Source organism: Microbacterium resistens NBRC 103078 (assembly GCF_001552355.1).
GTDB classification, from domain to species: Bacteria; Actinomycetota; Actinomycetes; order Actinomycetales; family Microbacteriaceae; genus Microbacterium; species Microbacterium resistens.
The window spans coordinates 1-24,268 of the sequence record NZ_BCRA01000001.1; the positions used below are offsets into that span (position 1 = coordinate 1).

Here is a 24,268-nt window from a genome sequence, read left to right on the forward strand (position 1 = left end):
CCTAGGGCGCTTTGCTAAAGAAGATCACCGGCATCGCCGCCGTCAACGACCTCCCACGACGGCGCAGGCTCACCCTGGTCGGATGCGGGAGCATCTGCCTCGAGAAGATCGAGGCGAAGTTGTCGACACTGGAATGGGCCAATACCGGCGCGACCTGGTGACCGCCTGCCTATGCCAGGCGGATCGGTAGCCTGGGAGCATGCCGGAACTCTTCCGAAGTGCCGCCAGAAGCTTGCAGGAAGCCGGGTGGACGTTTGAGCCGCCGACGTCGATGGAGAACGGCGTTCCCTCCCCGCTGCGCGCGGCACCCGAAACGGCGATCCGCTGGGTGTCCTCGTTCTCACTCCTGTCGAGCTCAGACGAGACGGTGTGGTTCTTGTCCCGCGACGACTACTCGACCGGCGCGGAGGGGGCGTTCGCGTGGAACGAGTGTGAACTGCTGAGCATCCAGGCTGCGACGACGGATGATGAGGCGGTCGCGGTCTCCCGTTTCTGGAGGCGCCACGCACCGATCCTGCTTTCCGTTCGCAACGGATACGAGTACCTGGCGGTGCGAGACGACGGAGCAGTCGTCCACGGTTCCGAGCCAGAGTTCGAAGAAGCGGTCGTCGTGTTCTCTCACTTCGAAGATCTGCTGAGGTACACCACCGCGCGGCCGGCCCGGCGCGACCAGGTCGTCGACAGCTTGCTGTTCGGTGCCGCCGACGTCACTGACCCGGCGCCAGGCGACTAGCCGTCAGGCGGTCATTCGCGCGATCGTGTCCGAGACGATCGTCGCCGTCCGCCCCCAGTCGTACCCGGTGGGCGGATCGACCCGCCGGCCGGCGGCCAGGGCGCGGTTCAGCGCGTCCGACCACGCCCCTCGGTCGTCCGAGGACGGGACGGCCCAGCCGCGGTCCCCGACGATCTCCGCGACGGCCTCGCAGCCCTCCCAGAAGACGACGGGCACGCCGCACCGGATCGATTCCAGCGCGGGAAGACCGAACCCCTCGAGGGTGGACGGCATGACGGTCGCCGCAGCGCCGCGGTAGAGATCCGCGAGTTCCTCGTCGTCGATCCCGCTCACCCATCGCACGCGGGGGGATATCCCGCGGGTCTCGGTCCTCGCGCTCAGCTCGGGGATCTCGCGCTCGGGGACGACCGCCACGAGTCGCGCGTCCCGTGCTGCGATGAGCGCGTCCAGGACGACGTCCAGGTTCTTGTGGGCGCGACCGTTCCCGACGAACAGCAGATAGGGATCGGACGCGGACACGACGCCCGCGCGGGGGCGGAAGGCCGCGGAGCAGCCGTTGCCGGCGTTGACGATCTCCACGGCGTCGTCGTCGATCCAGTCCCGGATCGCCCGAGCGGACGTGTCCGAGACCGTGAGGACCACGCCGGCCCTGCGCACGACCGTTCGGACGGGGCCCGAGTAATACGCCGCGAAGGTCCAGCGCCGGATCCCCGGGGCTCTCAGCTGGATGAGGTCGTGGAGCGTGAGCAGCTGGCGGCCGGCGCGCAGGAGCGCCCCGTAGCCCGGGGAGTAGACGAGGGCGTCCGGGGCGGACGCCCTGCCCACCGGACGGAAGGCGTCCACGGCGGTGAACGGGGATCCGCCGAGCGCCAGGTCCTCCCACGGCGGCGTCAGGCGGGGGAGGACCTCGGCGGCGTACCGTCCGATGCCGTGGGCGCCGCGGTAGCGGTCGTCGACGAAGACCCGCATCAGACGGCCCTCGCCTGCGTCGCGTCGCCCGAGGCGAGGGACTCGGCGACCCACGCGCGGATGCGGTCGGCGAAGACCTCCTCGGAGAACCGCTCGCTCTGAGCCCGGCACGCCTGCGGGGACACCCGGGTCACCGTGTCGACGGCGCGGCGCATCTCCTCCGGAGACCAGTCCTCGACGAGCACTCCCGTGCTCCCGTCCACGATCGTCTCGGCGGTTCCGCCCAGCGCGTTCGCGATGACGGGGCGCCCGGCCGCCATCGCCTCCACGGGGACGATGCCGAAGTCCTCCACCGCGGGGAAGACCAGGGCGAGGCAGCGGTGCAGCAGCGCACGGTAGAGGTCCGGGCCGGGCGAGCGGACGAAGGACACCGCGCCGGGGGCGTGCTCTGCGGCGAACGCGCGCAGCCGTTCCTCATCCGGGCCCGCACCGGCCAGCACCACGGGCACGCCGGCCGCGGCCCCCGCCTGGACGGCGAGGTCCAGCCTCTTGTAGGGGATGAACCGGGAGAAGCCGAGGAGGAACGTGTCCGGGAGGCGGTCGAGCACGTCCTGGTCGTGCGCGCTCGGCTCCGGCGTGCGGAGGAAGGAGGCGACATCCACGGGCGGGTGGATCACGGTGCTCTCGCGGTGCCACGCCCGGGCGATACGGGTCTGGACGAACGTGCTGTTCGCGGCGATCGCGACGGCTTCCTGTGCGCGTCGTCGATCCAGGTCCTTCACCGTGCCGGCGGCGGCCTTCACGGGGAGGGAACCGCCGCGCGCATCGAGCTCGGGGTTCCAGATGTACCGAGCGGGCGTATGGGCGTACACCAGCTTGGGGGCACTGCGGGCGGGGCCCGCGAACCGTGCGTGGTGCGCGAAGAGGTGCGAGCTCGCGAGCACCCACTCGGCGTCGACGGAGGGAAGGGAGCGCCAGGCCAGGGGCATCAGGGGAAGCGCCGCCGCTTTGCGGCCCCGCAACGGCGTGCGAGCCAGCCAGGTCTCTCCGTCGACGGTGAACCGGCCGTCGCTGTCGTTCCACAGGCAATAGCGGGCGGCGTCCGGGAAGATCCGCGTCAGGGACTCGAAGACGTTCTCGGATCCGCCGCGGGGGGCGAGCCACTCGTGCACCAGGGCGCCGCTCACAGGACGGGTGCCGTTTCGGAGCGAGGGCGGGCGCGGAAACGCGCCCGCGGGCTCGGGCGGACCGCGGAGAGCATGTGTCGAGTCTAGAGAGCTTGACCGGGCCCCGCACTCGAGGCTGTCAGCTTCGTCCCGGCTCGCACCGGATAGGTTGGTGCGGACGCACGGGGGAAAGGATGCCATGGCACTGCGTGTGACGAAGAGGACGGTCATCATCGCCAGCACGGTGGCCGTGCTCCTGGTGGCCGGGAGCGCGGCGGTGGCCGTGGTCGGGATCCCCGCCCTGCGGCCGGATGCCCAGACGAAGGGCGAGACCCCGACGCCGAAGCCCACCGCATCGCCGACGCCGACCCCGACGCCCGACCCCCTTGCCGAGGTGCCGGTCACGAACACCGCGCGGGCGTCCATCGACGGGTGGACGCTGGCCGATCGGACCGTCGTCGGCGCGGTGCTTCCCGAGGTCGGCGCTGCAGCGACCGGCGCCGTGTCCTTGCGGGTGGACGCCCCGGCGAACGATCCGGACGTCATCGCTGCCTCGTCCGCCGTGGCCTTGGCGCCCGGCGGGCAGTACACCCTCCGCCTCGCCGCGCGCGTGCTGGCGGAGCGGAAGACCGACCCCGCCGCCCGTCTGACCGTCGCCGGGCAGACCTTCGTGCTTCCGCCTCTGGATGCGGACTGGGAGACCCTCGAGTTCCCGTTCACGGCTCCGGCCGACCAGTCGCCCGAATCCTCGCTCGACCTGGTGCTCGGCGGCACCGTCCGGGGCCTCGGCATCGATGACGTGTCGATCATGAGCAGCGGCGGCGAGGAGCTCGTGACCAACGGCTCGTTCGAGGCCGTGCAGACGCCCTCCGGCATCGTCAACGACTCGCTCATCATGACCGATGAATCCGCCGTGCTCGCCGTCTCGCTGGCCGAGGGCGCCGTGCAGTGGAGCGCCACCTCCAGTGCCGGAGGGGACCCGATCTCCGGCCAGGCCGAGGTCCGCGGACCGCTCGCGGCGCTGCCGCTGACCGGTGTCGGACAGGGTCATTACACGGTCACGGTGGACGACGCCGCCGGACAGCACATCGAGACGGCCATCGCCGTGATCGACGCCGAGGGGTTCGCGGTCCCGCAGGACAGCCGCTTCGGCGTCGCGTCCCACGTCGAGAAGGAGCCCTTCGCGGGCACCGGGACCCTGGCTGCGGCCCTCGGCTTCGCGGAGGTCCGCAACGACATCTCCTGGGAGCGCAACGAGAAGGTCGCCGGGGAGTACGCGTGGGACGAGAACTACGTGCGCGAGTTCTCTCGCATGCACGCGAACGGCGTCAAGCTCCTGGGGATCGTGGCGTACGGCAACCGGGTCTACGGGACCCGGCGCGCGCCCTCCGGCGACGAGTCGATCCAGGCGTACGCCCGGTACGCGAAGGCCGTCGCGGACCGGTTCGACATGGTCGGCCTCGAAGTGCTCAACGAGTTCAACCACCGCGACACGGACACGGACTGCGGCAAGGCCCCATCGTGCTACATGCCCATCGCGCAGGCGGTCCGCGATCATGTCAGCCCGGCGCACCCGGACCTTCCGATCGTCACGGGATCGACGGCGTTGTACGACCGGGACTGGTTCATCGGGTTCTGGCAGTCGGGCGGTCTCGCGGCGACCGACGCGATCAGCTACCACCCCTACGAATCCTGGATCGATCGCAATCCCGATCTGATCGCCGGCACGGTGCAGCAGTCCTATGCCGACATGCAGGAGTTCGCCGGCGAGACCCGGCCCGTCTGGGTGACGGAGATGGGGTTCCCGACCCATCATGAGGGCGTCTCCGAGCTCGACCAGGGCCGGATGCTGGTGCGGAACGAGACGCTGGCCTTCGCCAACGGGGTCGAGAAGTACATCTGGTACGACCTCGTCAACGACCAGAACGACCCGGTCGCCGGCGAGGCGAACTTCGGGCTCTACGAGAACAGCCCTCGGGAGAACGTCGTCGCGCTCGCCCCGAAGCCCGGAGCCTTCGCGCAGGCGCTGATGATCGCCCGGCTCGGCGGCAAGGCCTTCACGGCCACCGAGTCCGACGAGACGAGCACCGTCGAGGTGTTCGGCCAGGGCTCCGATGCGACCCGCGTCGCCTGGGCCGACCAGGAGCTGCAGCGGACGTTCGCCTCCAAGGTCCCGCTGGCGGTCACGGACCTCTCCGGGCGCAGCCAGATCGTGGAGCCGGTGAAGGGCGAGGTCACTCTGACGCTCGGTGCATCGCCGGTCTTCATCTCCGCTGTCGCCCCGGAGGCGTCGGACTGATCCCCCCCCGGTCGAAGCTCGTCGCCAAGGCTCGGTTGTTATGATTCATCGCTTGATCCCGAAGGAAAGGTATGTCGTCGATGAGCAGTGAGGGCCTGCGAAGGCGGAACATCGACGAACGGCGGAGCCTTCGCAAGAGCCGGCGGCGCCGGGTCTGGGTGATCCTCGCCCTCGTCGTCATCGCGCTGCTGCTCGCCGTGTGCTGGGTGGGTCTGCGTGCGATCACGGTGAAGGACGGCCTGACCAAGAGCCAGGAGCTGATCAAGGAGGTCGAAGCCGGGCGCGACGTGAAGGACGTGCTCGGCGAGCTCTCCGAGACCGCGGCCAGCGCCGGCGGCGCCGCATCGGACCCGGTGTGGTGGCTGGCGGAGTGGGTTCCGGTCGTGGGGGACAACCTGCGAGGGGTGCGCTATGCCGCGCAGTCCTTCGATGCCCTGGTGAACGGCGTCGCCGTGCCCGTGATGGGGTCCGGAGAGGGCTCGGGCTCGGTGATGCAGCGGCTCCTGGCGGCCGCCGAGGAGCAGGGTGAGCGCATCACGGGTCTCGCCGAGGGGCTCGACGGCGTCGCGCACTCGCCCTTCCTGATCGGGCCGGTGCGGGAGGGCGTCGACCAGGTCAACAGCGTGATGTCGACGGCGGGGCCCGCGATCGGGATCCTGCCGGAGCTGCTCGGCGCGGACGGCGCGCGCAACTATCTCCTCGTCTTCCAGAACAACGCCGAGACCCTCGCCCTCGGAGGCAGCGCCGCGGCCCAGGCGCTCGTGCACGTCGACGGCGGCTCCTTCTCGATGGGGGCGCAGGGCAACAGCGGCGGCTATCAGAACGGCGTCGCCGTCGATGTGGACGTTCCGCAGAGCGCCATCGACCTGTACACGAGCCATCTCGTGGATCACCTCAACACGAGCATGAGCCGTCCCGACTTCCCGACCGCGGCGCAGATCATGCGCGCCTGGTGGCAGCGCGACATCGCCCCGGACGAGATCGCCGGAGTGATCTCGATCGACCCGATCGCGCTGTCGCGGATCCTCGTCGCGACCGGCCCCATCGAGCTGCCCACCGGCGACGTGCTGTCCTCCGACAACGCCGTCTCGCTCCTGCTGAGCACGGTCTACGGGCGATGGGACTCGTACAAGGAGCCGGAGCTCGTCGACGGGTTCTTCGCCGCGGCGGCGGCCGCGGTGTTCGACAAGATCGCCACGGGCGAGTTCGATCCGAAGGACATGCTGTGGGCGATCACGGAGAGCGCCTCGAAGGGCAGCGTGATGGTGTGGAGCGACGACCCGAAGATCGCCGACGCGATCGAGGGCTCGCGGATCAGCGGTGTCCTGCCCACGGACAATGACGAGAACACGACCATCGGGGTCTACTTCAACAACAGCAACGGCTCGAAGATCGACTACTTCACGGAGACCGCGACGTCCGCGTCGGCCGTGTGCGAGGCGGGCAAGACGACCTACACGGCGTCGGCCTCGCTCAGCCTGCCTCTGTCCCAGCAGCAGGCGGAGGCCCTGCCGCGGTACGTCCAGAGCATGACGTTCGGCGCGCGCTTCCGCGACTGGATCTACATCTACGGCCCTCCCGGGACGACCCTTGCGACCGCGGACTTCAACGGGGACGAGATCTCGGTGATGCACAAGGACATCGACGACCTCGGTCGTCCGGTGGTCGCCTTCGAGGCGTGGTTCGATCCCGGGGACACGGTCGAGGTGACCGCCTCGTTCGTCGGCCCCGAGGGTGAGCGCGGCCCGCTCCAGGTGCAGACGAACCCGATGGTGAACGGGGCGAAGCCCGCCGTCACCGACAGCTGCGGACAGTGACGCCGGGGCGCGCATCCTCAGGAGATTCCAAGACGGTTTAGACTGACTCGCGTCCTGGTGTCCATCGCAGGGAGGTGAGGGACGTCGTCGTCCAGCTCGAGCGCGACAGCTCCGGCGCCTCAGGGGAACCGAGGAAGACCCCGCGGGTTCCCGTGCAGAAAGCGCGCCGGCCGGCGTGGCCGCGGCGGTACGCGAGCCGCCTGTTCTACAGCGACCTCGTCGTCATCCTGTTGGCGCTCGCCGTCTCGTCCTTCGTCGTCCTCCCCGGGCCGTTCACCAGCGTCTCCTGGCCCGAGGGGCCGCGCATCCCCCATCTGGTCGCGCTCGGCGTGACGGGTTTCGTGTGGGTGATCGCGCTCGACGCGACCGACTCCCGCGACCGTCACATCGTCGGCCAGGGTGCGGACGAGTACCGCCGCATCGTCAACGCCACGCTCGCCGTGTTCGCCGTGACGGTCGCCACCGCCTTCTTCCTGGGGATGAACCTCTCCCGGGCGTTCGTCGCCGTCGTCTTCCCGCTCGGGCTGCTGCTCCTGCTGCTGTCGAGGTGGCTGTGGCGCCAGTGGCTGCGCGGAAGGCAGAAGGCCGGGCAGTACCTGCATCGGGCCGTGGTGATCGGCGAGCCGTCCAAGGTCTCCGTGGTCGCGCGCGAGATCCGACGGGCCAAGAGCAGCGGGTACGAGATCGTCGGCGTCATCACCGATCGTGCTCGCGCCGGCGGCGTCTCCGGTTTCGAGGTGCTCGGCGACATCGCGAACGTCGAGTCCGTCCTGGACGAGGTGCGCTTCGACGCGCTGATCATCGTCGGCTCCGACGATCTCGACCCGATGACGATGCGCCGGCTCGGGCACGCCCTGTCGGACCGGGACATCCAGCTCATCATGGCGCCGGTGCTCACCGATGTCGCCGGTCCTCGCCTGCACACGACACCCGTCGCCGGCCTTCCTCTGGTCCACGTCGACTTCCCACGGCTGGAAGGCGCGCAGCGCTTCCTCAAGCGGACCTTCGACCTCATCGGGTCCGCGATCCTCCTGGTGGTGCTCTCGCCCGTCTTCCTCGCCACCGCGATCGCGATCCGTGTGGACGGCCCCGGTGAGATCATCTATTCCCAGGAGCGCATCGGCCGCGGGGGGCGGACGTTCGGCATGCGGAAGTTCCGATCGATGGTCGCCGATGCGGACGACCAGCTCGCGTCGCTGCTCGATCTGCAGGGCGACGGCGGGACACCGCTCTTCAAGATCAACGACGACCCGCGGATCACCCGTGTCGGCCGCTTCCTCCGGCGCCACTCCATCGACGAGCTGCCGCAGCTCGTGAACGTGCTCCGCGGCGACATGAGCCTGGTCGGTCCTCGCCCGCAGCGCGCCACGGAGGTCGCCCTCTACGACGACGTCGCGTACCGCCGCCTGCTGGTGAAGCCCGGGATGAGCGGTCTGTGGCAGGTCAGCGGCCGGTCGAGCCTCTCCTGGGAGGAGACCATCCGCCTCGATCTCTACTACGTGGAGAACTGGTCGCTGACCCAGGACCTCGTGATCCTCTTCCGCACCGTCCGGGCGGTCATCCGGCCTCAGGGAACCGCCCGCTGAGGGCCGGTCTCACGCCCGCGGCCTCGTGTTACGGGGCACCCCGTACGGGCCTACCGCTCGACGCCGGCACGTTGCACAATGAGAAGCGTCGGCCGCTCGGCCGGCGAATGCTGACCGGGAGGAACCCGATGGGTATCGAAGAGTCGTTCAACGACGTCGTCAACAAGGGCAAGGACTTCGTCGAGCAGAACAAGGACAGGATCGACGAGGCCATCCACAGCGAGCAGGCCGAGGGGATCAGCGACAAGATCCTCGACGGCGTCGCCGGCTTCGCGAAGAAGGTCGCCCCGGGCGCCTCCGAGCAGATCGACGGCGTGCGCGACAACATCGACAAGTCGATCGGCAACGAGTGACCTGATCTCTCCGAAGGCCCCTCACCACGGCGGTGAGGGGCCTTCGTCGTGTCCGTGCCCCTCCCGCTCGATGGCCCGGGGTGCGGGGATCCGGGGCTGATCCGAGGCTTCTCCGAGGCGCGACACGCCCGGGTTTGCAGGACGCGAATCGGGCATGGCAGAATAGACAGGTTCCACATTCCGGCGGTGCGTTCGCGTGCCCCCGGATCACTGCCAGGCAGTGCATAGACGGCGCAGGCTCCCGAAGCCCGGCGCAGGGTTCTAGGCCGCGGGCAGGAGAACACACAACCGACACCTCCTCACCGAGGCCTCGCCGTGCGCGGGGGTCGGCATCCGGGCGCCGCGAGGCCCCGGGCTGACAGCAGAACAGTGGTGCGCCTTCGACGGCCCACGAGCCGCGAGGTCTCGTGAGTCCCGGAGGAGCGCAAGGCGTGAAGAGCGCCGACGTGCGTCCAATGCCCCCGAGCCCACCTGGCGCGGGACGGTACGACGCTTTGAAGAGAGTGAGCAGACAAATGGCGGGACAGAAGATCCGCATTCGCCTGAAGTCGTATGACCACGAGGTCATCGACACGTCGGCGCGCAAGATCGTCGACACCGTGACCCGTGCGGGCGCGACCGTCGTCGGCCCCGTGCCGCTTCCGACCGAGAAGAACGTCGTGTGCGTCATCCGGTCGCCCCACAAGTACAAGGACAGCCGCGAGCACTTCGAGATGCGCACCCACAAGCGCCTCATCGACATCGTGGACCCGACGCCGAAGGCCGTCGACTCGCTCATGCGTCTCGACCTCCCGGCGGACGTCAACATCGAGATCAAGCTCTGAGGATCGACATGGCTGACATCAACGCAAAGATTTCCAAGGGCATGCTCGGCACCAAGCTGGGCATGACCCAGGTGTGGAACGAGAACGGCAAGCTCGTTCCCGTCACCGTCATCGAGCTCGCGCCGAACGTGGTCACCCAGATCCGCACCCCCGAGAAGGACGGCTACAACGCCGTGCAGATCGCGGCCGGTCAGATCGACCCGCGCAAGGTCACCAAGCCCCTGACGGCCCACTTCGAGGCTGCCGGCGTCACGCCGCGTCGCCACGTCACCGAGGTCCGCACCGCGGACGCTGCTGACTACTCACTCGGTCAGGAGCTGACGGTGGAGGGCGTGTTCGAGGCCGGTCAGCTGGTCGACGTCGTCGGCACCAGCAAGGGCAAGGGCACCGCCGGTGTCATGAAGCGTCACAACTTCAAGGGCGTCTCCGCTTCGCACGGTGCGCACCGCAACCACCGCAAGCCCGGTTCGATCGGCGCCTCGGCGACCCCGAGCCGCGTCTTCAAGGGCATGCGCATGGCCGGCCGTATGGGCGGCGAGCGTGTGACCGTCCTCAACCTCACGGTGCACGCCATCGACGCCGAGAAGGGACTCATGCTCGTCAAGGGCGCCGTCCCCGGCGCGCGCGGCCGCATCGTCTACGTCCGCAACGCAGTGAAGGGTGCCTAAGTCTCATGGCTGACACGACTCTCACTCTCGACGTCCTGTCGGGCGGCAAGAAGACCGGTACGGTCGACGCGCCCGCCGCGATCTTCGATGTCAAGACCAACGTCCCGCTGATCCACCAGGTCGTCGTCGCGCAGCGCGCGGCGGCTCGCCAGGGCACGCACTCGACCAAGCGTCGCGGCGAGGTGTCCGGCGCCGGCCGCAAGCCCTTCAAGCAGAAGGGCACGGGTAACGCCCGCCAGGGCTCGATCCGCGCGCCGCACATGACCGGTGGTGGCATCGTCCACGGCCCGAAGCCGCGCGACTACTCGCAGCGCACCCCCAAGAAGATGATCGCCGCCGCCCTCGCGGGCGCGCTGAGCGACCGCTACCGCGGAGAGCGCCTGCACGTCGTCGAGTCCTTCGGCATCGAGGGCAAGCCCTCGACCAAGACGGCCGCCGCGTTCCTGAAGGCGCTGCCGGGCAAGACGGTCCTCGTCGTGCTCGACCGCACCGACGACACGAACGCCCTGAGCGTCCGCAACCTGGCCGGCGTGCACGTGCTGTACGCGGACCAGCTCAACGCCTACGACGTGGTCGTCTCCGACGACATCGTCTTCACCAAGGCCGCCTTCGACGCGTTCGTCGCTGCGAAGACCGGCTCGATCGAGGAGGTCTCGGCATGAGCGACAACGTCCTCGCCACCGCGGGCAACAAGGACCCGCGCGACATCATCCTGAAGCCGGTCGTCTCCGAGAAGAGCTACGGGCTCATCGATGAGGGCAAGTACACCTTCCTCGTGGACCCGCGCGCCTCGAAGACGGAGATCAAGCTCGCCATCGAGAAGATCTTCGACGTCAAGGTCGCTTCGGTGAACACGATCAACCGCGTCGGCAAGGCCCGCCGCACCCGCTTCGGCACGGGCAAGCGCAAGGACACCAAGCGCGCCATCGTGTCCCTGAAGTCGGGCACCATCGACATCTTCACGGCAGTGAACTGACCGGGGGATAAGGACAGAAAATGGCTATTCGCAAGTACAAGCCCACGACCCCGGGTCGCCGTGGTTCGTCGGTGGCCGACTTCGCCGAGATCACCCGATCCACGCCGGAGAAGTCGCTGCTTCGTCCGCTCGCCAAGACCGGTGGGCGCAACAACCAGGGCCGCATCACCACCCGCCACATCGGCGGTGGGCACAAGCGCCAGTACCGCGTGATCGACTTCCGTCGCAACGACAAGGACGGGATCAACGCGAAGGTCGCCCACATCGAGTACGACCCCAACCGCACGGCTCGCATCGCGCTGCTGCACTACTTCGACGGCGAGAAGCGCTACATCCTCGCGCCGAACAAGCTGAAGCAGGGCGACGTCGTCGAGTCCGGCGCCGGGGCGGACATCAAGCCGGGCAACAACCTGCCGCTGAAGAACATCCCGACCGGTACCGTGATCCACGCGATCGAGCTGCGTCCCGGCGGCGGTGCGAAGATGGCCCGTTCGGCCGGCGCCTCGGTGCGTCTGGTCGCGAAGGACGGCCCCTACGCCCAGCTGCGTCTGCCCTCGGGCGAGATCCGCAACGTCGACGCGCGCTGCCGTGCGACGATCGGCGAGGTCGGCAACGCCGAGCAGTCGAACATCAACTGGGGCAAGGCCGGCCGCAAGCGCTGGAAGGGCGTGCGCCCGACCGTCCGCGGCGTCGCGATGAACCCGGTCGACCACCCGCACGGTGGTGGTGAGGGCAAGACGTCCGGTGGTCGTCACCCCGTCACCCCGTGGGGTCAGGCGGAGGGTCGTACCCGTCACGCCAACAAGGAAAGCGACAAGTACATCGTGCGTCGCCGTAACGCCGGCAAGAAGCGCAAGTAGGAGTAAGAGAAGATGCCTCGCAGTCTTAAGAAGGGCCCCTTCGTCGACGAGCACCTGCTTCGCAAGGTCGTCGTTCAGAACGAAGCCGGATCCAAGAACGTCATCAAGACCTGGTCGCGCCGGTCGATGATCATCCCCGCCATGCTGGGACACACCATCGCCGTGCACGACGGTCGCAAGCACATCCCCGTGTTCGTGACCGAGACCATGGTCGGTCACAAGCTGGGCGAGTTCGCGCCCACCCGCACCTTCCGCGGCCACGAGAAGGACGACAAGAAGGGCCGTCGCCGCTGACGCGGGGACGCAAGAGGAGAGAGAAATGGTGGAGTCCATCGCACGCGTGCGACACATCCGCGTGACCCCTCAGAAGGCTCGTCGTGTCGTGGCGCTCATTAAGGGCAAGCAGGCCGAAGAGGCCCTCGCCATCCTGAAGTTCGCGCAGCAGAGCGCGTCCGAGCCGATCTACAAGCTCGTCGCGTCGGCCATGGCCAACGCGCAGGTGAAGGCGGACCGCGACGGCGAGTTCCTCGACGGGCAGGACCTGTACGTCAAGAACGCCTACGTGGACGAGGGGACGACGCTCAAGCGTTTCCAGCCCCGCGCCCAGGGCCGCGCGTTCCAGATCAAGAAGCGCACGAGCCACATCACGGTCGTGCTGGCCACCCCTGAGGTCGCCGAGGCGGCCCCGGTGGCAGAGACGAAGAAGGCGAGCAAGTAATGGGACAGAAGGTAAACCCGTACGGCTTCCGCCTCGGAATCACGACGGACCACGTGTCGCGTTGGTTCTCGGACTCGACGAAGCCGGGCCAGCGTTACGCCGACTACGTCGCCGAGGACATCAAGATCCGCAAGCTCCTGCAGACGCAGCTCGACCGCGCCGGCGTCTCGAACATCGAGATCGAGCGCACCCGTGACCGTGTGCGTGTGGACATCCACACCGCGCGTCCGGGCATCGTGATCGGTCGTCGTGGGGCCGAGGCCGAGCGCATCCGCGGCGACCTCGAGAAGCTCACGGGCAAGCAGATCCAGCTGAACATCCTCGAGGTCAAGAACCCCGAGGCCGACGCTCAGCTCGTGGCGCAGGGCATCGCGGAGCAGCTCTCTGCGCGCGTCGCCTTCCGCCGTGCCATGCGCAAGGGCCTCCAGGGCGCCCAGCGCGCCGGCGCCAAGGGCGTCCGGATCCAGGTCTCGGGCCGCCTCGGCGGCGCGGAGATGAGCCGGTCGGAGTTCTACCGCGAGGGTCGTGTGCCGCTGCACACGCTGCGCGCGAACATCGACTACGGGTTCTACGAGGCCAAGACCACCTTCGGCCGCATCGGCGTGAAGGTCTGGATCTACAAGGGCGACCTCACCAACAAGGAGCTCGCACGCGAGCAGGCCAACCAGAAGCCGTCGCGCGACCGTGGCGACCGCCGTCGCGGCCCGCGCAACGAGGCTCCCGTCGCAGAAGGAGCGTCTGCCTGATGCTTATCCCTCGTAAGGTCAAGTACCGCAAGCAGCACCACCCCAAGCGGGACGGTCAGGCCACCGGCGGCACGAAGGTCTCCTTCGGCGAGTTCGGCATCCAGGCCCTCACGCCCGCGTACTTGACGAACCGTCAGATCGAGGCTGCTCGTATCGCGATGACCCGTCACATCAAGCGTGGCGGAAAGGTGTGGATCAACATCTACCCCGACCGTCCGCTCACCAAGAAGCCGGCCGAGACCCGCATGGGTTCCGGTAAGGGCTCGCCGGAGTGGTGGGTCGCCAACGTCAAGCCGGGTCGCGTCCTCTTCGAGGTCGCGGGCGTCAACGAGCAGCTCGCTCGCGAGGCCCTGACCCGTGCCATTCACAAGCTGCCGCTCAAGGCACGCATCATCAAGCGCGAGGAGGGCGACGCGTAATGGCGATCGGCACCAAGGAGCTCGCTGTCGCCGAGCTCGACACGTTCGAAGACCAGCGCCTCGTCGAGGAGCTGCGCAAGGCCAAGGAGGAGCTGTTCAACCTCCGTTTCCAGTCGGCCACCGGCCAGCTGGAGAGCCACGGCCGCATCCGCGCCGTCAAGCGCGACATCGCGCGCCTCTACACCGTGATCCGTGAGCGCGAGCTCGGCATCCGTGCGACGCCGGCTCCGGTCGAGGCTCCGGCCAAGAAGGCGTCCAAGGCGAAGGCGAAGAAGGCCGATGAGGCCGACGCGCCGAAGGAGGAGGCCGAGTAATGGCTGAGAAGAAGACCGCTGAGGTCGTCGAGTCGCACGATGTCCGCGACGCCGGCGCCCGTGGCTACCGCAAGGCGCGCCGCGGCTACGTCGTCAGCGACAAGATGGACAAGACCATCGTCGTCGAGGTCGAGGACCGCGTGAAGCACCCGCTGTACGGCAAGGTCATCCGCCGCACCGAGAAGGTCAAGGCGCACGACGAGAACAACACCGCCGGCATCGGCGACCTCGTCCTCATCAACGAGACCCGGCCGCTGAGCGCGACCAAGCGCTGGCGTCTGGTGGAGATTCTGGAGAAGGCCAAGTGATCCAGCAGGAGTCCCGCCTCAAGGTCGCCGACAACACCGGCGCGAAGGAGCTGCTCACCATCCGTGTGCTCGGCGGCTCGCGCCGCCGGTACGCCGGTCTCGGTGACACCATCGTCGCGACCGTCAAGGACGCGATCCCGGGCGGCAACGTCAAGAAGGGCGATGTGGTCAAGGCCGTCATCGTCCGCACCAAGAAGCAGACGCGCCGCGCAGACGGCTCGTACATCAAGTTCGACGAGAACGCCGCCGTGATCCTGAAGAACGACGGGGAGCCCCGCGGCACCCGCATCTTCGGCCCGGTCGGTCGTGAGCTTCGTGACAAGAAGTTCATGAAGATCGTCTCGCTCGCCCCGGAGGTCATCTGATCATGGCGAACATCAAGAAGGGCGACCTCGTCCAGGTCATCACCGGCCGCAAGCAGGACAAGGGCGGCGACCGCGGCAAGCAGGGCAAGGTCCTCGAGGTCCTCGCCGAGCAGAACCGCGTGATCGTGGAGGGCGTCAACTACGCCACCAAGCACACGCGTGTCGGCCAGACGCAGCGCGGCACCAAGACGGGCGGCATCGAGACGATCGAGGCCCCCATCCACATCTCGAACGTCGCCCTGGTCGACCCGGAGACGAAGAAGCCGACCCGCGTCGGTCACCGCGTCGAGGAGCAGACCAAGGACGGCGTGAAGCGCACGGTCCGCGTGCGCTACGCGAAGAAGAGCGGTAAGGACCTCTGATGAGCGACACCACCACTGCCGCGCCGGCTGGCAAGATCCAGCCGCGCCTGAAGCAGAAGTACAAGAACGAGATCCAGCAGAAGCTGCAGGACGAGTTCGGGTACAAGAACGTCATGCAGATCCCCGGCCTGGTCAAGGTCGTCGTCAACACCGGTGTCGGTGAGGCGGCTCGCGACAGCAAGGTGATCGACGGCGCGATCGACGATCTCACCAAGATCACCGGTCAGAAGCCGGTCGTGACGAAGGCCCGCAAGTCCATCGCGCAGTTCAAGCTGCGCGAGGGCCAGGCCATCGGCGCGCACGTCACCCTCCGCGGCGACCGCGCGTGGGAGTTCCTCGACCGCCTGGTCAACCTCGCCCTGCCCCGCATCCGCGACTTCCGCGGTCTGTCCGGCAAGCAGTTCGACGGCCACGGCAACTACACCTTCGGTCTCACCGAGCAGAGCGTGTTCCACGAGATCGATCAGGACAAGATCGACCGCGTGCGCGGTTTCGACATCACCGTCGTGACCACGGCCGAGACGGACGACGAGGGTCGTGCGCTGCTGCGCCACCTCGGCTTCCCGTTCCGCGCCGACGACGCGCAGGCGTGATGACCGCCGGTCGTTGAGCGAGGTGCGAAGCACCGAGACGAAACGCGGTTCCCGTGGGATCACCGCGTTTCGTCTCGCTTCGCTCGCTCAACGACCGGATGGTTTTTCGGCGTGTCCCGCTTGACGTACAATTGAAAATTGTGTGTTCACGAAGGTCGGCGTCCGTGTAACGGGCGTCGAAACCTCATGATCGAAAGAAGAAGACAATGACAATGACAGACCCGGTCGCAGACATGCTGACCCGTCTGCGCAACGCGAACTCGGCGCACCACGACTCCGTGACCCTGCCGTCGAGCAAGCTCAAGACGCACATCGCCGAGATCCTCCAGCAGGAGGGCTACATCGCGGGGTGGGAGGTCACCGACGCCCGTGTCGGCAAGAACCTCACGCTGACCCTGAAGTACGGCGCCAACCGCGAGCGTTCGATCGCCGGCATCAAGCGCGTGTCGAAGCCCGGTCTCCGCGTGTACGCGAAGTCCACGGAGCTCCCCAAGGTGCTCGGCGGCCTCGGCGTCGCGATCCTGTCCACCTCCTCCGGTCTTCTCACCGACCGCCAGGCTGAGCAGAAGGGCGTGGGCGGAGAAGTTCTCGCCTACGTGTGGTGATCTGACATGTCGCGTATTGGACGACTTCCCATCGAGATCCCTGCGGGCGTGACCGTCACGGTCGACGGCCGTGAGGTCTCGGTGAAGGGCCCCAAGGGAGAGCTCTCCCTGACGGTGGCCTCTCCCATCGAGGTCGAGGTGCAGGAGGGCCAGGTCCTGGTCACCCGCCCCGACGACGAGCGCGAGTCGCGGTCGCTGCACGGCCTGACCCGCACCCTCATCAACAACGACATCATCGGCGTGACCCAGGGCTACACCAAGGGCCTCGAGGTCGTCGGTACCGGTTACCGCGTCCAGCAGAAGGGCAGCTCGGTCGAGTTCGCCCTCGGCTTCTCGCACCCGGTCCTGGTCGACCCGCCCGCCGGCATCACCCTGACGGTGGAGGGCACGAACAAGCTCACCGTCAGCGGGATCAGCAAGCAGGCCGTCGGCGAGGCGGCTGCGAACATCCGCAAGATCCGCAAGCCCGAGCCGTACAAGGGCAAGGGTGTGCGCTACGCCGGCGAGGTCGTGCGTCGCAAGGCCGGAAAGGCTGGTAAGTAACCATGGCTGTGAAGTCGAAGTCCGACGCCCGCGCGCGTCGTCACGCCCGCCTTCGCAAGAAGATCGTCGGCACTGAGGCGCGCCCGCGCCTGGTCGTCAACCGTTCGGCCCGTCACGTCTTCGTGCAGCTGGTCGACGACAGCAAGGGCCGCACCGTGGCCTCCGCTTCCACGCTCGAGACCGATCTGCGCACCTTCGAGGGCGACAAGACGGCCAAGGCCCGCAAGGTCGGCGAGCTCGTCGCCGAGCGCGCGAAGGCCGCCGGGATTTCCGAGGCTGTGTTCGACCGCGGCGGTAACCGCTACGCCGGTCGTGTCGCCGCCATCGCCGATGGCGCCCGTGAAGGGGGGCTCGCACTGTGAGTGACAACAAGGAGAACGAAGTGACCGAGACGGCTACGGCTCCCGCCGAGACGGCGGCCGGAACCGAGGCTCCCCAGCGCGACGAGCGCCAGGGTCGCCGCGGAGGCCGTGACCGCGGTCAGGGCGGTCGTGACCGCAACTCGCGCGACCGCGGGGACAACCAGTTCCTCGAGCGCGTGGTGACCATCAACCGCGTCTCGAAGGTCGTCAAGGGCGGCCGTCGCTTCAGCTTCACCGCGCTCGTCGTGGTGGGTGACGGCAACGGTCTCGTGGGCGTCGGCTACGGCAAGGCCCGCGAGGTGCCCCTCGCGATCTCGAAGGGCGTCGAGGAGGCGAAGCGGAACTTCTTCCGCGTGCCGCGCGTCGGCACCACCGTCCCGCACCCGGTGCAGGGCGAGGCCGCGGCCGGCGTCGTGCTGCTGCGTCCGGCTGCCGCCGGTACCGGTGTCATCGCCGGTGGTCCGGTGCGCGCCGTGCTCGAGTGCGCCGGCATCCACGACGTGCTCTCGAAGTCCCTCGGGTCCTCGAACACGATCAACATCGTCCACGCCACCGTCGAGGCTCTGAAGTCCCTCGAGGAGCCGCGCGCCGTCGCCGCTCGTCGTGGACTCGCCTACGACGCCGTCGTTCCGGAGATCATCATCCGCAACGAGGAGAAGGCCGCTGCGGCTGCCGCCGCGCAGAAGGTAGGTGCCTGATGGCCGCACGGCTCAAGGTCACGCAGGTCAAGTCCAAGGTGAGCGAGAAGCAGAACCAGCGCGACACGCTGCGCAGCCTCGGTCTCAAGCGGATCGGCGACTCGGTCGTCCGTCCGGACGACGCGCAGACGCGCGGCTACGTCAAGACCGTCGCTCACCTCGTGAAGATTGAGGAGATCGACTGATGGCTGAGAAGAACGAGGCCGTCGAGGCCGAGAAGGCCCCGAAGAAGGCCGCCGCTCCGAAGGCCGCGGCCAAGAAGGCGCCTGCCAAGGCGGCCCCGAAGAAGGACGCCCCGGTTTCGCGCCCGGGCGTGCTGAAGGTGCACCACCTGCGTCCGGTCCCCGGCGCCAACACCGCCAAGACCCGTGTCGGTCGCGGTGAGGGCTCCAAGGGCAAGACCGCCGGTCGCGGCACGAAGGGCACCAAGGCCCGCAACACCGTCCGCGTCGGGTTCGAGGGTGGGCAGATGCCGCTGCACATGCGCACCCCGAAGCTGCGCGGCTTCAAGAACCCGTTCCGCGTCGAGTACCAGGTCGTGAACCTGGACAAGCTCGCGGAGCTGTACCCGGCCGGTGGCGAGGTCACCGTGAGCGACCTGGTCGCCAAGGGTGCGGTTCGCAAGAACGAGAAGGTCAAGGTTCTGGGCAACGGCGAGATCGCCGTGAAGCTCACCGTGTCGGTCGACAAGGTCTCGGGTTCCGCCGAGCAGAAGATCGTCGCGGCGGGCGGCTCCGTCAAGTAGCCGACGACAAGAGGGGCCGGAGAAACCTCCGGCCCCTCTTGCGTTACCCTGGTTTCTTGGCCGCCCCTTGTCGGATCGGCATCCCTTTTCAGGAGGCACACCTTTGTTCAGCGCCATCGCGCGGATCTTCCGCACACCGGACCTGCGCCGGAAGATCGGCTTCACCCTGGCGATCATCGCGATCTACCGACTCGGCTCTACGGTGCCGGCTCCGTTCGTCAATTTCCCGAACGTGACGCAGTGCATCGCGGACAACTCCGGTACCGAAGGCCTCCTGGGACTCGTCAACCTCTTCTCCGGCGGCGCTCTGCTGAAGCTGTCGATCTTCGCCCTCGGTGTGATGCCGTACATCACCGCGACGATCATCACCCAGCTCCTGCGCGTCGTCATCCCGCACTTCGAGACGCTGCACAAGGAGGGCCAGGCCGGCCAGGCCAAGCTCACCCAGTACACGCGCTACCTGACGATCGCGCTCGCGCTCCTGCAGTCGACGACCCTGGTGACGGTGGCCCGCAGCGGCCAGCTCTTCGGCCAGAACTCCGGCGGCGCCTGCGCCCAGCTCCTCACCAATGACGTGTGGTGGGCGCAGCTGCTGATGATCATCACGCTGACCGCCGGAACGGGCCTCATCATGTGGTTCGCCGAGCTCGTCACCGAGCGCGGCATCGGCAACGGCATGTCGCTGCTCATCTTCACCTCGATCGCCGCGACCTTCCCCGGCGCCATGTGGGCGATCTGGGAGACCCGCGGTTTCGAGGTCTTCCTCCTCGTCCTGGCGATCGGCATCGTCGTGATGACGGCCGTCGTGTTCATCGAGCAGTCGCAGCGACGCATCCCGGTGCAGTACGCCAAGCGCATGGTCGGCCGCCGCACCTACGGGGGCACGAACACGTACATCCCGATCAAGGTCAACATGGCGGGTGTGATCCCGGTGATCTTCGCCTCCTCGCTGCTGTACATCCCGATGCTGGTCGCGCAGTTCAACATCCCGCAGGACGGCTCGACGCCGCCGGAGTGGGCGACCTGGATCATGCAGTACTTCGTGACCGGCGACCACCCGCTCTACATGGCGGTGTACTTCCTGCTCATCATCGGCTTCACGTACTTCTACGTCGCGATCACCTTCAACCCGGTCGAGGTCGCCGACAACATGAAGAAGTACGGCGGCTTCATCCCCGGCATCCGCGCCGGACGCCCGACGGCGGAGTACCTCGAGTACGTGCTGACGCGGATCACGCTTCCGGGCTCGCTGTACCTCGGCGTGATCGCGCTCATCCCGCTCATCGCGCTGGCGACGGTCGGTGCGAACCAGAACTTCCCGTTCGGCGGCGCGTCGATCCTCATCATCGTCGGCGTGGGTCTTGAGACCGTGAAGCAGATCGACGCGCAGCTCCAGCAGCGCCACTACGAAGGGCTCCTCCGATGACCGCTCGTCTCCTGATCGTCGGACCGCAGGGCTCGGGCAAGGGCACGCAGGGCGTGCGCGTGGCGGAGGCCTTCGGGGTCCCGGTCGTCTCGACGGGGGACATCTTCCGCGCGAACATCAAGAACGGAACCGAGCTCGGCAAGCAGGTCACCTCGATCCTCGACGCGGGCGACCTCGTCCCGGACGAGCTGACCGGCGAGATCGTGCGCGACCGGCTGTCCCAGCCCGACGCGGCGGAGGGCTTCCTGCTGGACGGGTATCCCCGCAACGCGGCCCAGGTGGCGCACCTCGACGCGTTCCTCGCAGAGTCGGGCGCCGCGCTCGACGCGGTCATCCTGCTGGACGTCCCGCGCGAGGAGAGCATCGAGCGGCTGCGGCTGCGCGCGGAGGAGCAGGGCCGCACGGACGACACGCCCGAGGCCATCGCGCACCGGCTCGACATCTACGAGCAGGAGACGGCTCCGATCCTGGAGGCGTACGGGGAGCGCGGCATCGTCGACCGGATCGACGGCGTGGGCGGTCTCGACGAGGTGACCGAGCGGATCTTCGCCGCGCTCCAGGCCCGCGGCCTCGAGCGCGCGGTCGCGGTCTGACGTGGTGTTCCGCCGGTCGATCTACAAGAGCCCGGCCCAGCTCCGCGCCATGGTGGAGCCGGGCCTCATCACCGCGGCGGCGCTGGACGCCGCACGCGCGCTGATCCGGCCGGGCGTCACCACGGCGGAGCTGGACGCCGCCGCCGACGCCCTGATCGTCTCCCGGGGCGCGGAGTCGAACTTCAAGCTGGTCCGCGGCTATCGCCACGCGACGTGCATCTCCGTGAACGATCAGGTCGTGCACGGGATCCCCGGCGATCGGGTGCTGGAGGCCGGCGACATCGTGTCCATCGACTGCGGAGCGCAGTACGAGGGGTGGAACGGCGACAGCGCGATCACCGTCGTGGTGCCCGACCCGTCGCGGCCCGATCTCGTCGCGCGACGCGAAGAGCTCTCCCGCGTGACCGAGGCCTCGATGTGGGCGGGGATCGCCGCGATGGCCACGGCGCGGAGCCTCGGCGACGTCAGCGCGGCGATCGAGGACCGGATCCTCGGTGCGGGTGTCCCGCCCGAGGCCGCCGACGGCATTGATCACTACGGCATCCTCCGTGAGTACGTGGGTCACGGCATCGGACGCAAGATGCATGAGGCTCCGAGCCTGTTCAACTACCGCACGTCCGACCAGGGGCCCGAGGTGCGGCCGGGACTCGTCCTCGCGATCGAGCCGATGGTCACCGCTGGCGGCGAGGAGACGTTCGTCGAGGACGACGACTGGACCGTGACCACGGCGGACGGATCCGACGGATCCCACTGGGAGCACAGCGTCGCGGTCCACGAGAACGGGATCTGGGTCCTCACCGCGCCGGACGGCGGTGCGGCGGGCCTGGAGCCGTACGGCATCGCGCCCACGCCGTTCTCCTGACATCGGAGCTCCGATTGCGTCCCAGACGCACAGCGGGCGCCGGCATGGCAGCGCCGTGATGACGGGGTTCCCATGGAGCCCATAGGCGCGAGCGTGCAAAATGGCATACGGAGCGGGGCGTCGTCCTGCCCGAGACATCGGTCGCGCGCAGGTCTTGCGACGCGCCAGGACAGGAACGGAAGACAATGGCCGCTGCGAAGAGCTCGACCAATTGGTTCGCCATCGGCATCTCCATCGCCGTCGTCGTCGTGCTCGTGGCACTCGGCGGCGTCGTGGTGTGGCTGAACAACCAGGCCACGGATGCCGGGCCGGCTCCGAAGAGCAGCGACACGTTCAACGCCGAGACGGGCGCCGTGAGCTTCGGCGACGGCAAGGACACCGTCGCGGTCTACCTGGACTTCATGTGCCCGATCTGCAACTCCTTCGAGCAGCAGTACGGCGAGCAGCTCGAGAAGGCCGTCGACGACGGCAAGATCACCCTCGAGTACCACCCGATCGCGATCCTCGACCACTACTCGCAGGGGACCGAGTACTCGTCGCGGTCCGCGGCGGCAGCGCTCTGCGTCGTGGAGGAGGCGCCGGACAAGTATCTCGACTACGCGAAGGCGCTCTTCGAGAACCAGCCGGCGGAGAACTCGACGGGCCTCACGAACGAGCAGCTCGCGCAGTACGCGAGCGAGGTCGGCGCCGACAAGGCGGCGAGCTGCATCACGGAGGGGACCTATAAGAAGTACCCCGCCGCGCAGGCGAAGAAGCACCAGATCAAGGGGACGCCGACCGTGGAGATCAACGGCGAACGCCTCGATCTGCAGGCGGGCGAGCTCTCCCAGCTGGAGAAGCTGATCGGCTGAGTTCCCTTTCACGACGACGGCGCCGCGGACCTGGTCCGCGGCGCCGTCGTCGTGTCCCGGGGGAGCGCTTTTGTTTATCCCATGAACAAAATGCTGGTATGACGGCGGGGCTGCGCGACGCGCGGTCGTGTGCGGCGGTGAATGTCGTGCACGTTGGTGTGCAGGTTATGCACAGGGTGGTTCGCCGGACGTGCGGCGACCACGTGGATAGGGGAGAGAAACATGGGGATGTTCGGCGTGCGCGCGAAGCGCACTGCGGGAGCCGCGGGAGCGGCCGCGCTCGCAGCGACGGGGATCATTTCGTTCGGGGCCTTCGGGTCGCTGACGCCGGCTCAGGCGGCGGCGGCCAGCTGTCCGACAGGGGAGATCGGGAGCCCCGGGACCGGCAACGAGATCTTCACGGACAACAACGTCGCGGTCTACGCGGGCGGGGACCTCGTCACCGGCTCGGGCGCGGCGGAGATCGAGGGCCTCGTCGTCGTCCACGGCGACGCGACCTTCCAGCGCCAGCCCGCGGGAGCGTTCAACGTCGGCACCGTCGGCGTGGGATCCGGGGTCGTCCCGGGCGCCGGGGAGACCATGCTGGCCGTCGGCGGCGACCTCCGCGTCGAGTCGGGGATCAGCACGTTCTTCGTCGGTGCCCCGGTGCCCGGTTTCCCCGACGGCGGCGGCGACGTGCGCGTGGGCGGCGCGGCGGACCCGACCCATCCTGACGGTCGCTACGACCTGAACGGCGGAGAGTTCCGCAGCGGCCTCGGATCCGCGGCGCTGGACGGCTATGCGCACTTCGGCGACGCGATCTCGACCGCCTCCGCCGCGTACGCCGCCGAGGCGACGACCGGATCCGCGCGATCCGAGTGGGGGACGGCGACGTTCGTCGGCACCGGCGCCGCGCGCGAGGTCTTCACCATCTCCGCGGCCGACCTCGGCGCGGCCGGCGCCGTCGCCTTCGAGAAGATCGCCGACGACGCCGCCGTGATCGTCAACGTGACCGGGGGCGCGGCGGTCTGGTCGCCGAACTACTTCTCCGACGACGGCGTGCGCGTGGACGGCGTGGGCGGCGCGGTGAACGGCTTCGGCCGCGTGGCCACCCGCACGATGTGGAACTTCGCGGATGCGACCCGTGTGGAGATCGGCGGCAGCTCGCAGGTGCTCGGCTCGATCATGGTTCCGCACGCCCACCCGGACGCCGCGACGCCGACCCTCTCCACCACCGCGCACCTGAACGGGCGCGTCTACACCAACGGCACGATCCGGATGGAGGGGTCCGGCACGGAGATCCACAACTATCCGTTCCGGGACGGCGCCTTCGTGTGCGAGGTCGAGCCGGAGACGCCGGTGGACCCGGGGGCGGATGCGGATGCCGACGCCGCCGGAACCGACGCGGATGCAGGCGTCGAGGTTCATGCCGACGCCGGTGCGACGGCCGACGCGGATGCGCGAGGCGCCGGCGCGGACGCCGACGCGGCGACCTCGATTCGCGCCGGTTCCGACGGCGGTGCCGACGGCGCCGGGATCGAGGGAACCGTCTCGGCGAGCGGGTCGGTCGACGCCGACGCGGCAGGGG

Annotated in this window: 32 protein-coding genes; 30 read left to right on the top strand and 2 right to left on the bottom strand. The window is 68.5% G+C overall.

Annotation, left to right across the window (positions count from 1 at the left end; genetic code table 11):
- Nucleotides 1–199: 199 nt before the first annotated feature.
- On the top strand, nucleotides 200–733 hold the full coding sequence (locus tag MR1_RS00005; protein ID WP_067242001.1) for a hypothetical protein: 534 nt from the start codon (nucleotides 200–202) through the stop codon (nucleotides 731–733).
- A gap of 3 nt (nucleotides 734–736) precedes the next feature.
- Here MR1_RS00005 and MR1_RS00010 read toward each other — a convergent pair whose 3' ends face one another.
- Together MR1_RS00010 and MR1_RS00015 are read right to left on the bottom strand one after the other, a co-directional pair.
- Nucleotides 737–1,702, bottom strand: a complete 966-nt coding sequence (locus MR1_RS00010; protein WP_067242090.1) for a glycosyltransferase family 4 protein — start codon at nucleotides 1,700–1,702, stop codon at nucleotides 737–739.
- On the bottom strand, nucleotides 1,702–2,829 hold the full coding sequence (locus MR1_RS00015) for a glycosyltransferase (protein ID WP_067242005.1): 1,128 nt from the start codon (nucleotides 2,827–2,829) through the stop codon (nucleotides 1,702–1,704). Before MR1_RS00015 ends, MR1_RS00010 begins: the two co-directional genes overlap by 1 nt.
- A gap of 178 nt (nucleotides 2,830–3,007) precedes the next feature.
- Here MR1_RS00015 and MR1_RS00020 point away from each other — a divergent pair, with 178 nt between their 5' ends.
- From MR1_RS00020 to MR1_RS00160, 29 genes are all read left to right on the top strand, one after another.
- Nucleotides 3,008–5,107, top strand: a complete 2,100-nt coding sequence (locus MR1_RS00020; protein ID WP_067242007.1) for a hypothetical protein — start codon at nucleotides 3,008–3,010, stop codon at nucleotides 5,105–5,107.
- A gap of 80 nt (nucleotides 5,108–5,187) precedes the next feature.
- Nucleotides 5,188–6,924, top strand: coding sequence for a DUF4012 domain-containing protein (locus tag MR1_RS00025; RefSeq protein WP_169797626.1), 1,737 nt, complete (start codon nucleotides 5,188–5,190; stop codon nucleotides 6,922–6,924).
- Between the two features lie 152 nt (nucleotides 6,925–7,076).
- Nucleotides 7,077–8,510 (top strand): sugar transferase, encoded by a 1,434-nt coding sequence (locus MR1_RS00030; RefSeq protein WP_067242013.1) that lies wholly within the window; start codon nucleotides 7,077–7,079, stop codon nucleotides 8,508–8,510.
- 128 nt (nucleotides 8,511–8,638) lie between these two features.
- Entirely contained in the window at nucleotides 8,639–8,863 is a 225-nt protein-coding gene (locus tag MR1_RS00035; RefSeq protein WP_067242017.1) for a hypothetical protein, read from the top strand.
- A 515-nt stretch (nucleotides 8,864–9,378) separates the two neighbouring features.
- Complete coding sequence (rpsJ, locus tag MR1_RS00040) at nucleotides 9,379–9,687, top strand: 30S ribosomal protein S10 (protein WP_017201594.1); 309 nt, start codon at nucleotides 9,379–9,381, stop codon at nucleotides 9,685–9,687.
- 8 nt (nucleotides 9,688–9,695) lie between these two features.
- Complete coding sequence (gene rplC / locus MR1_RS00045) at nucleotides 9,696–10,355, top strand: 50S ribosomal protein L3 (RefSeq protein WP_067242020.1); 660 nt, start codon at nucleotides 9,696–9,698, stop codon at nucleotides 10,353–10,355.
- Nucleotides 10,356–10,360: 5 nt separating this feature from the next.
- Nucleotides 10,361–11,017 carry a 50S ribosomal protein L4 gene (rplD, locus tag MR1_RS00050; protein WP_067242023.1) on the top strand — a complete coding sequence of 219 codons (657 nt, stop codon included), beginning with the start codon at nucleotides 10,361–10,363 and terminating at the stop codon, nucleotides 11,015–11,017.
- Nucleotides 11,014–11,331 carry a 50S ribosomal protein L23 gene (gene rplW, locus MR1_RS00055; RefSeq protein ID WP_067242026.1) on the top strand — a complete coding sequence of 106 codons (318 nt, stop codon included), beginning with the start codon at nucleotides 11,014–11,016 and terminating at the stop codon, nucleotides 11,329–11,331. Before rplD ends, rplW begins: the two co-directional genes overlap by 4 nt.
- 20 nt (nucleotides 11,332–11,351) lie before the next feature.
- The gene (rplB, locus tag MR1_RS00060) at nucleotides 11,352–12,191 is read left to right on the top strand and encodes a 50S ribosomal protein L2 (protein WP_067242029.1); all 840 of its coding nucleotides are present in this window, start codon (nucleotides 11,352–11,354) and stop codon (nucleotides 12,189–12,191) included.
- A gap of 12 nt (nucleotides 12,192–12,203) precedes the next feature.
- Nucleotides 12,204–12,485: a 30S ribosomal protein S19 gene (rpsS, locus tag MR1_RS00065; protein WP_033106056.1), complete on the top strand. Its 282-nt coding sequence runs from the start codon at nucleotides 12,204–12,206 to the stop codon at nucleotides 12,483–12,485.
- Nucleotides 12,486–12,510: 25 nt separating this feature from the next.
- Nucleotides 12,511–12,909, top strand: coding sequence for a 50S ribosomal protein L22 (gene rplV / locus MR1_RS00070; protein ID WP_067242032.1), 399 nt, complete (start codon nucleotides 12,511–12,513; stop codon nucleotides 12,907–12,909).
- Nucleotides 12,909–13,655 carry a 30S ribosomal protein S3 gene (rpsC, locus tag MR1_RS00075; RefSeq protein ID WP_067242036.1) on the top strand — a complete coding sequence of 249 codons (747 nt, stop codon included), beginning with the start codon at nucleotides 12,909–12,911 and terminating at the stop codon, nucleotides 13,653–13,655. Before rplV ends, rpsC begins: the two co-directional genes overlap by 1 nt.
- Nucleotides 13,655–14,074, top strand: a complete 420-nt coding sequence (gene rplP, locus MR1_RS00080) for a 50S ribosomal protein L16 (RefSeq protein ID WP_067242039.1) — start codon at nucleotides 13,655–13,657, stop codon at nucleotides 14,072–14,074. Before rpsC ends, rplP begins: the two co-directional genes overlap by 1 nt.
- Nucleotides 14,074–14,388 (top strand): 50S ribosomal protein L29, encoded by a 315-nt coding sequence (gene rpmC / locus MR1_RS00085; RefSeq protein ID WP_067242042.1) that lies wholly within the window; start codon nucleotides 14,074–14,076, stop codon nucleotides 14,386–14,388. The genes rplP and rpmC overlap by 1 nt, the downstream gene beginning before the upstream one ends.
- Nucleotides 14,388–14,696 carry a 30S ribosomal protein S17 gene (gene rpsQ / locus MR1_RS00090; protein WP_067242045.1) on the top strand — a complete coding sequence of 103 codons (309 nt, stop codon included), beginning with the start codon at nucleotides 14,388–14,390 and terminating at the stop codon, nucleotides 14,694–14,696. Before rpmC ends, rpsQ begins: the two co-directional genes overlap by 1 nt.
- The gene (gene rplN, locus MR1_RS00095; RefSeq protein WP_067242048.1) at nucleotides 14,693–15,061 is read left to right on the top strand and encodes a 50S ribosomal protein L14; all 369 of its coding nucleotides are present in this window, start codon (nucleotides 14,693–14,695) and stop codon (nucleotides 15,059–15,061) included. The genes rpsQ and rplN overlap by 4 nt, the downstream gene beginning before the upstream one ends.
- Before the next feature lie 2 nt (nucleotides 15,062–15,063).
- On the top strand, nucleotides 15,064–15,423 hold the full coding sequence (gene rplX, locus MR1_RS00100; protein WP_067242051.1) for a 50S ribosomal protein L24: 360 nt from the start codon (nucleotides 15,064–15,066) through the stop codon (nucleotides 15,421–15,423).
- Entirely contained in the window at nucleotides 15,423–16,016 is a 594-nt protein-coding gene (rplE, locus tag MR1_RS00105) for a 50S ribosomal protein L5 (protein ID WP_067242055.1), read from the top strand. The genes rplX and rplE overlap by 1 nt, the downstream gene beginning before the upstream one ends.
- Nucleotides 16,017–16,222: 206 nt before the next feature.
- Nucleotides 16,223–16,621 carry a 30S ribosomal protein S8 gene (gene rpsH / locus MR1_RS00110; RefSeq protein WP_067242059.1) on the top strand — a complete coding sequence of 133 codons (399 nt, stop codon included), beginning with the start codon at nucleotides 16,223–16,225 and terminating at the stop codon, nucleotides 16,619–16,621.
- A gap of 6 nt (nucleotides 16,622–16,627) precedes the next feature.
- Complete coding sequence (rplF, locus tag MR1_RS00115; protein ID WP_067242063.1) at nucleotides 16,628–17,164, top strand: 50S ribosomal protein L6; 537 nt, start codon at nucleotides 16,628–16,630, stop codon at nucleotides 17,162–17,164.
- Nucleotides 17,165–17,166: 2 nt separating this feature from the next.
- On the top strand, nucleotides 17,167–17,526 hold the full coding sequence (gene rplR / locus MR1_RS00120; protein WP_067242067.1) for a 50S ribosomal protein L18: 360 nt from the start codon (nucleotides 17,167–17,169) through the stop codon (nucleotides 17,524–17,526).
- Entirely contained in the window at nucleotides 17,523–18,224 is a 702-nt protein-coding gene (rpsE, locus tag MR1_RS00125) for a 30S ribosomal protein S5 (RefSeq protein ID WP_067242070.1), read from the top strand. The genes rplR and rpsE overlap by 4 nt, the downstream gene beginning before the upstream one ends.
- Nucleotides 18,224–18,409 carry a 50S ribosomal protein L30 gene (rpmD, locus tag MR1_RS00130; protein ID WP_067242074.1) on the top strand — a complete coding sequence of 62 codons (186 nt, stop codon included), beginning with the start codon at nucleotides 18,224–18,226 and terminating at the stop codon, nucleotides 18,407–18,409. The genes rpsE and rpmD overlap by 1 nt, the downstream gene beginning before the upstream one ends.
- A complete protein-coding gene (gene rplO, locus MR1_RS00135) occupies nucleotides 18,409–18,969 on the top strand; it encodes a 50S ribosomal protein L15 (protein ID WP_084344243.1) in 561 nt (186 codons plus the stop codon). Before rpmD ends, rplO begins: the two co-directional genes overlap by 1 nt.
- A 103-nt stretch (nucleotides 18,970–19,072) precedes the next feature.
- A complete protein-coding gene (secY, locus tag MR1_RS00140) occupies nucleotides 19,073–20,395 on the top strand; it encodes a preprotein translocase subunit SecY (protein WP_067242077.1) in 1,323 nt (440 codons plus the stop codon).
- A complete protein-coding gene (locus MR1_RS00145) occupies nucleotides 20,392–20,988 on the top strand; it encodes an adenylate kinase (RefSeq protein WP_067242080.1) in 597 nt (198 codons plus the stop codon). Before secY ends, MR1_RS00145 begins: the two co-directional genes overlap by 4 nt.
- A 1-nt stretch (nucleotide 20,989) precedes the next feature.
- Entirely contained in the window at nucleotides 20,990–21,850 is an 861-nt protein-coding gene (gene map, locus MR1_RS00150) for a type I methionyl aminopeptidase (protein WP_169797627.1), read from the top strand.
- A gap of 185 nt (nucleotides 21,851–22,035) precedes the next feature.
- Nucleotides 22,036–22,701: a DsbA family protein gene (locus MR1_RS00155; RefSeq protein ID WP_067242084.1), complete on the top strand. Its 666-nt coding sequence runs from the start codon at nucleotides 22,036–22,038 to the stop codon at nucleotides 22,699–22,701.
- A 222-nt stretch (nucleotides 22,702–22,923) separates the two neighbouring features.
- Nucleotides 22,924–24,268, top strand: a 1,345-nt coding sequence (locus tag MR1_RS00160) for a choice-of-anchor A family protein (protein WP_169797628.1), incomplete at its 3' end; no start/stop codon positions are given.

Bases quoted from the DNA above. Each gene is read 5' to 3' on its own strand.
- MR1_RS00005 (WP_067242001.1), top strand. From the start codon at position 200: ATGCCGGAACTCTTCCGAAGTGCCGCCAGAAGCTTGCAGGAAGCCGGG.
- MR1_RS00010 (WP_067242090.1), bottom strand. From the start codon at position 1,702: ATGCGGGTCTTCGTCGACGACCGCTACCGCGGCGCCCACGGCATCGGA.
- MR1_RS00020 (WP_067242007.1), top strand. From the start codon at position 3,008: ATGGCACTGCGTGTGACGAAGAGGACGGTCATCATCGCCAGCACGGTG.
- MR1_RS00025 (WP_169797626.1), top strand. From the start codon at position 5,188: ATGAGCAGTGAGGGCCTGCGAAGGCGGAACATCGACGAACGGCGGAGC.
- MR1_RS00035 (WP_067242017.1), top strand. From the start codon at position 8,639: ATGGGTATCGAAGAGTCGTTCAACGACGTCGTCAACAAGGGCAAGGAC.
- rpsJ (WP_017201594.1), top strand. From the start codon at position 9,379: ATGGCGGGACAGAAGATCCGCATTCGCCTGAAGTCGTATGACCACGAG.
- rplC (WP_067242020.1), top strand. From the start codon at position 9,696: ATGGCTGACATCAACGCAAAGATTTCCAAGGGCATGCTCGGCACCAAG.
- rplD (WP_067242023.1), top strand. From the start codon at position 10,361: ATGGCTGACACGACTCTCACTCTCGACGTCCTGTCGGGCGGCAAGAAG.
- rplW (WP_067242026.1), top strand. From the start codon at position 11,014: ATGAGCGACAACGTCCTCGCCACCGCGGGCAACAAGGACCCGCGCGAC.
- rplB (WP_067242029.1), top strand. From the start codon at position 11,352: ATGGCTATTCGCAAGTACAAGCCCACGACCCCGGGTCGCCGTGGTTCG.
- rpsS (WP_033106056.1), top strand. From the start codon at position 12,204: ATGCCTCGCAGTCTTAAGAAGGGCCCCTTCGTCGACGAGCACCTGCTT.
- rplV (WP_067242032.1), top strand. From the start codon at position 12,511: ATGGTGGAGTCCATCGCACGCGTGCGACACATCCGCGTGACCCCTCAG.
- rpsC (WP_067242036.1), top strand. From the start codon at position 12,909: ATGGGACAGAAGGTAAACCCGTACGGCTTCCGCCTCGGAATCACGACG.
- rplP (WP_067242039.1), top strand. From the start codon at position 13,655: ATGCTTATCCCTCGTAAGGTCAAGTACCGCAAGCAGCACCACCCCAAG.
- rpmC (WP_067242042.1), top strand. From the start codon at position 14,074: ATGGCGATCGGCACCAAGGAGCTCGCTGTCGCCGAGCTCGACACGTTC.
- rpsQ (WP_067242045.1), top strand. From the start codon at position 14,388: ATGGCTGAGAAGAAGACCGCTGAGGTCGTCGAGTCGCACGATGTCCGC.
- rplX (WP_067242051.1), top strand. From the start codon at position 15,064: ATGGCGAACATCAAGAAGGGCGACCTCGTCCAGGTCATCACCGGCCGC.
- rplE (WP_067242055.1), top strand. From the start codon at position 15,423: ATGAGCGACACCACCACTGCCGCGCCGGCTGGCAAGATCCAGCCGCGC.
- rpsH (WP_067242059.1), top strand. From the start codon at position 16,223: ATGACAATGACAGACCCGGTCGCAGACATGCTGACCCGTCTGCGCAAC.
- rplF (WP_067242063.1), top strand. From the start codon at position 16,628: ATGTCGCGTATTGGACGACTTCCCATCGAGATCCCTGCGGGCGTGACC.
- rplR (WP_067242067.1), top strand. From the start codon at position 17,167: ATGGCTGTGAAGTCGAAGTCCGACGCCCGCGCGCGTCGTCACGCCCGC.
- rpmD (WP_067242074.1), top strand. From the start codon at position 18,224: ATGGCCGCACGGCTCAAGGTCACGCAGGTCAAGTCCAAGGTGAGCGAG.
- rplO (WP_084344243.1), top strand. From the start codon at position 18,409: ATGGCTGAGAAGAACGAGGCCGTCGAGGCCGAGAAGGCCCCGAAGAAG.
- MR1_RS00145 (WP_067242080.1), top strand. From the start codon at position 20,392: ATGACCGCTCGTCTCCTGATCGTCGGACCGCAGGGCTCGGGCAAGGGC.
- MR1_RS00155 (WP_067242084.1), top strand. From the start codon at position 22,036: ATGGCCGCTGCGAAGAGCTCGACCAATTGGTTCGCCATCGGCATCTCC.